This is a genomic window from Streptomyces sp. NPDC057654 (assembly GCF_042800135.1).
Lineage (GTDB): Bacteria > Actinomycetota > Actinomycetes > Streptomycetales > Streptomycetaceae > Streptomyces.
Genome location: NZ_JBHVHQ010000645.1, coordinates 1 through 4,966 on the forward strand (window position 1 = coordinate 1; position 4,966 = coordinate 4,966).

Genomic DNA, 4,966 nt, shown 5'->3' on the forward strand with positions numbered 1-4,966 from the left:
CCGTAGCACGGTGACGGTCCTCAACCGCGGCCGAGCACCGACAGGTTCACGGTGCGCGCCATCACCCGCAGCCCCGCGTCATTGGGGTGCACGGTGTCGCCGCCGTCGTACGCGGGGAGCATGCGGTGCGGGTCGGCGGGGTCCCGTAGCGCCGCGTCGAAGTCGACGACGGTGTCGAACGCGCCACTGGTGCGGATCCAGCGGTTGACGTCCTCGCGCATCCCCTCGGCGCGTGCGTTGAGCTTGCCGTTGGGGGTGATCGTCCCGCCGTGGACGCGCAGGCCGGCGGCGTGCGCGCGCTGCGCCAGCCGGCCCAGCCCGGCGATCAGCTGGTCCGCGGTGAGCGGCGTGCCGGGATGCACCCCGGCGTTGCTGCCGAGGTCGTTGGTGCCTTCGAGGACGATGATGTCGCTGACGCGCGTCTGCCCGAGCGCGTCACGGGCGAACCGGGACTCGGCACTGTTTCCGAGGTTGCGGTTGCCCTGCCCCTGCGTTCCGGCGTCGGTGAGCACCCGGTTGCCACCGATTCCCTTGTTGACGACCGACAGTCGCTGTCCGCCGGGGCGCGCGGCGAGCCGGCGGCCCAGCTCGTCGGTCCAGCGCCGGTTGCTGTCATCGGCGGTCACGCCGCCCTCGGTGATGGAGTCGCCGAACGCCACCACGGTGCCCTTGGCGCGGTGCGCGAGGACGTCCACGCCGTCCAGGAAGAACCACGACGTCGTCTTCTCCCCGAACGCCGAACCGGAGACGTCCCCGGTGTGGTCCCCGGACTTGGTGAGGTAATTGGTCTGCTTGGCCCAGGGATGCCAGGTCGTCGGGCCCGTGGCGGTCGGCAGATAGACGCTGACGACCAGGTCCGTATCGGCCTTCGTGGACAGGGGAACCGGGTCGCTGACGGCCTCGGCCCCGGCCGGGACCGTCGTGGAGCGCTGCCCGCCGAAGCGGACCTCGCGGCTGCTGCCGGGCTCGACGGCCGCGCCCTTCGTCGCGTCCTTCGCCCGCCGGGCGACGGTCACCGCGCCGAGGTCGAGCGGCGAGGTCCCGTACGCGTTCGTCAGCCGCAGCCGCACCGAGCTCCCGCCGGCGGAGAGCCGCTCCACCATGCGGAGCGTACGGTCGGCGAAGCCGGTCGCGGAGTAGCCGGAGATGCCGGGGGGCGTCATGGCGGTGCCCCAGCCGCCGACCCAGTGCTGGGAACGGGCGGGGTGAGCGGCGGTGTTCTCGGCGGCGCCGGCGGGCAGGGCGTGTGCGAGGGCAGCGGCGAGGAGCAGAGTGACAAGGGCGGCCAACGCGCGTACGGGGAAGGCGCGTTGGCGGCGGCCGGAGGCGGTCATGAGCGCCCCCCGTTGGCGACGGAGAGGACCATGGGGTACGCCTCACCCTGATCCGCCAGCGGCCCACGCGTTGTCCCGGAGGCCGGCAGTTCGATCTCGATGCCGGTTGTGGTGCGCGACCAGCGGAGCCGGTGGGAAGGGTGACCGAGCAGCCGGATGCGGTCGCCGTCGCGTACGGGCAGGTCGGCGGGGGCGGTGAGCCGCGGGCCGGGCCGGGTCAGCGTGATGATGTTGAAGTGGCCGTCGTCGCCGAGGGTGTAGCGCAGCGGCCCGTCTTCCGCGCGCCGCCAGGGCCGGGACTCGTAGACGGCCTGCCCGTTGACGTCGAGCCACTCGCCGATGGCGAGCAGCCGCTCGCGCTGCCAGTCGGGGATGGTGCCGTCGGCCCGCGGGCCGATGTTGAGCAGCAGATTGCCGTTCTTGGAGACGATGTCCACGAGCAACTGGACGAGTTTCTCCTTGGACTTGATCCGGTAGGTCGGGTCCATGTACCCCCACGACCGGCTCATGGTCAGACATGCCTCCCAAGGCGCGTCGCGCAGCGCGTACGACGGCTTGTCGCCCTCGATGGCCGGGTAGTCGGCGTGCGAGGCGATGAACCGGTCGTTGACCATCACCTCCTTCGGGCGGGCCCGGTCCTCGGCGTGGTTGTAGTACCGCGCGAGGATCTCGTCGCTGCGCCAGTCCCACCGCTCCGGCCGGAAGATATGCCCCGCGCCGCCCGCGAAGTCATGGCTCCCGTGCCCGTCGCCCCAGAGAATGTCGGGGTCGTAGCGGTGGATGAGCGTCCGCAGATGGACGTGCTCGTACTCCTCGACGTAATCGGTCACCGGCTTGTACCCGGTGTACGGAACCGGCTCGCGCGTGTACGGATTGACCGGCGCGGTGCCCAGCGCCGGGTTGTAGAACTCGCCGAGCGAGTAGTACAGCCCCCGCTTCAGCCCCGTACCCCGAGCGGCCCGGAACAGCTCCCCGACGAGATCGCGGCGCGGCCCGATGAGTGCGGAGTTGCGGTTCGAGGCGGAATTGGGGAAGAGCTGGAAACCGTCGTGGTGCTTGGAGGTCAGCACGAAATACCGCGCCCCGGCTCGCTCGAAGAGCCGAACCCAGGAATGGGCGTCGAACCGCTCGGCGCGAAAGCGGGAAAGGAAGGCGTCGTAGGGGTAATCCTGCCCGTAGGCGGCCCGATGATGCTCGTACACGCCTCCTTTGGCGTAGGCGTTCATGGCATAGAGGTACCACTCGGAACTCCACGCGTCGTCGCCCCAATGCGGAACGGCGTAAGCCCCCCAATGAATGAAGATCCCGAACTTTCCCTGCCGAAACCACCGTGCGACCGGATGCCGGGCCAGCGACTCGGGCGTCGGCTCGTAGCGCTGCCGATGACGCGACCGCTCTGCGGCGAGTGCCGATCCCCTCCCGCCCAACGCGACGGCAGCCCCAGCCCCGACAGCCGAGGCCAGCAGCCCTCTCCGAGGAATCCCATGTCTGTACACAGACGTACCTCTCTCATTGTCGATACCGCTCGGGCCCACTCGTCCAGCACCGCTCCAGCCCATCCAGCCCATCCAGCCCGTCCGGCGCTTGAGGACCGGGGTCCAGGCGAAGCCGGCGTCAACGCGCCAGCGCCCTCCGATACCGCTCCACGGACGGCCCCATCCCGTGCTCCGGATCCGCCCCATAAACCCCGTCGGCATCCTTCTTGCCGAACCCGAGCGGCTGATAAAGCGAGGCGCAAGAACGATGCCGATCAGTCAGCCGCCGCCATCCCCGCCAAGCCTCGTCGTAGGCCCGCACATGCCCGGCCATCCCCCAATTCCGCTCCCTGGCGAACCCCCGCAGCATCACCTCCCACCCATGGTGAATAACCGAGTACAGATAAAACCCGTACCGAGCGGAAACCCGCACGAACTCCCGATCTGCCCGATCCCGCACCGGCAACCCGTCGGCAAGCTCCACGATCTCCCGCCATATACGCGCCGCATGAGCCTTCTCCGCGAGCGCCGGCTCCACCAGCCCGCCCCCGACAAGCGCCTTGTAATGCCCGGCGAGATCCTTGTCGGAACCGCCGAGATACTGATCGCGGGTCCACGTCATATTCGGCACCGGAGTACGCGCGCTGTAGTGACCGCGCAACGTCCCGGCGGCCGAGAGCAGCGCCAGCCGCCGAAAGCGGTGGACCGCGTCGCCCCGCAGCCCGATCCGCCGTGCGTACGCGGCGAACGCCCCGGCCTCGCCCTGCCCGGTGTCCCGGGCCCAGTGGGCCACCACCCACATGTTGAGGTCGCACCACAGCTCGTTCGAGATGTACGGGCCGCGCCACCCGCCGCCGCGGGACCAGGTCCACACCCCCGCCAGCAGCGGATTCGCGGCGAGGTCGGCGAGCCCGCGGGGCCCGGCCCCGGCGGCGTACTCCTCGAAGCCGTTGATGACGCCGTCGCCCACATAGTCCGGGCAGGCCCCCTTGGCCTCGTACTCGCGCGCGCACTCCACCTCGACGATCTGCCGGTGCCGTCCGACGCCCAGGGTCCGGTTGAAGGGGATGGTCCGCCAGAAGTCGCTCGCCGTGTGCTTGATGGAGAACAGCAGCCGCTCGTGGGGCTCGATGCGGTCGGTGACGGCACGGTAATAGGTCGGATCTTCCCGGAACTTGTCGTTGCCGGTCGCCCAGGTCCGGTAGAAGAGCCGCTTCCCGGCCCGTACGCACACCTCCTCGCGGAGCAGGTTGATCAGCAGCTCGTGGCTGGACTGCCCCTCGGTGATGGGGTTGTTGCCGGTGTGGAAGGGGACGTTCTGGAGGTACGTCTCGCCGGTGCGGACCACCAGCCCGTCGATGCCGGGGAAGCGGGCGAAGACCTCGCGGAGCATCAGCCGGTGGATCTCGACGGTCTTCGGCCGGTGCAGGCTGATACGGCCCTTGTCGTCCAGTACGTCATCGCCGTACAGCTCCACCAGCCGCTTCGGCAGCACGATGATGTCGGTGAAGAAGTACGAGCCGATGCCGGCGGCGTGCGCCCGGTTGATGTGCTCCCGCACGCGCCGCGCGTTGTCCTCCACCCAGGCCCGCCCGGCCGACCCGGCGGGGAAGATCCGCTCATCGACGGTCTCGAAGGCGATGGCGGTGTGCGGCGGCCGGAACTCGTTGATGACCTGCCCGTTGTAGTCGTACGAGGCCAGGGTCGCGGGGTCGTTGTAGCGCGAGGCCATCAGCGGTTCGCCGGGGTTGGCCTGCACCATGTCGAACAGAAACGGCAGCCGCCGCCCCCGCCGCCCCTCCGCCGAGGCGGGGGAGCCCCCCAGCGCGAGCAGCGCCCCCGCCCCCGCCGCGGCGGTCAGCACCGTACGTCGTGCAGCGGCTTCGTCCATGCGTCGGCCTCCAGTCATGTCCCCAGCCATGTCCCCAGTCATGTATGTGCGACTGGTTCCCCTACTTGAACCCACCTCGCATAGTGCAGCCGACTCGCTGGTACCGGAAGCCTTCTGACACCACAAACATCGGATCAAAGCGGCAAGAGGCCCCGCAGCAGCGGGTTCACATACACGACCATCGAAAAATGGGATAGCAGGGGAGGACCCGCGTCCCGGCGCACGAACGGGCCCCCGATCGCTGGAACTGAAGACGATCGGGGGCC

Annotated in this window: 3 protein-coding genes; all 3 read right to left on the reverse strand. The window is 69.7% G+C overall.

The genetic code is table 11. The features are described from left to right. Window positions 1–20: 20 nt before the first annotated feature. A complete protein-coding gene (locus ACFU99_RS32690) occupies window positions 21–1,334 on the reverse strand; it encodes an SGNH/GDSL hydrolase family protein (RefSeq protein ID WP_384398931.1) in 1,314 nt (437 codons plus the stop codon). Further along, window positions 1,331–2,869, reverse strand: a complete 1,539-nt coding sequence (locus ACFU99_RS32695) for an alpha-L-fucosidase (RefSeq protein WP_384398933.1) — start codon at window positions 2,867–2,869, stop codon at window positions 1,331–1,333. Before ACFU99_RS32695 ends, ACFU99_RS32690 begins: the two co-directional genes overlap by 4 nt. A 79-nt stretch (window positions 2,870–2,948) precedes the next feature. Beyond that, the gene (locus ACFU99_RS32700) at window positions 2,949–4,700 is read right to left on the reverse strand and encodes a hypothetical protein (RefSeq protein ID WP_384398935.1); all 1,752 of its coding nucleotides are present in this window, start codon (window positions 4,698–4,700) and stop codon (window positions 2,949–2,951) included. Window positions 4,701–4,966 lie beyond the last annotated feature (266 nt).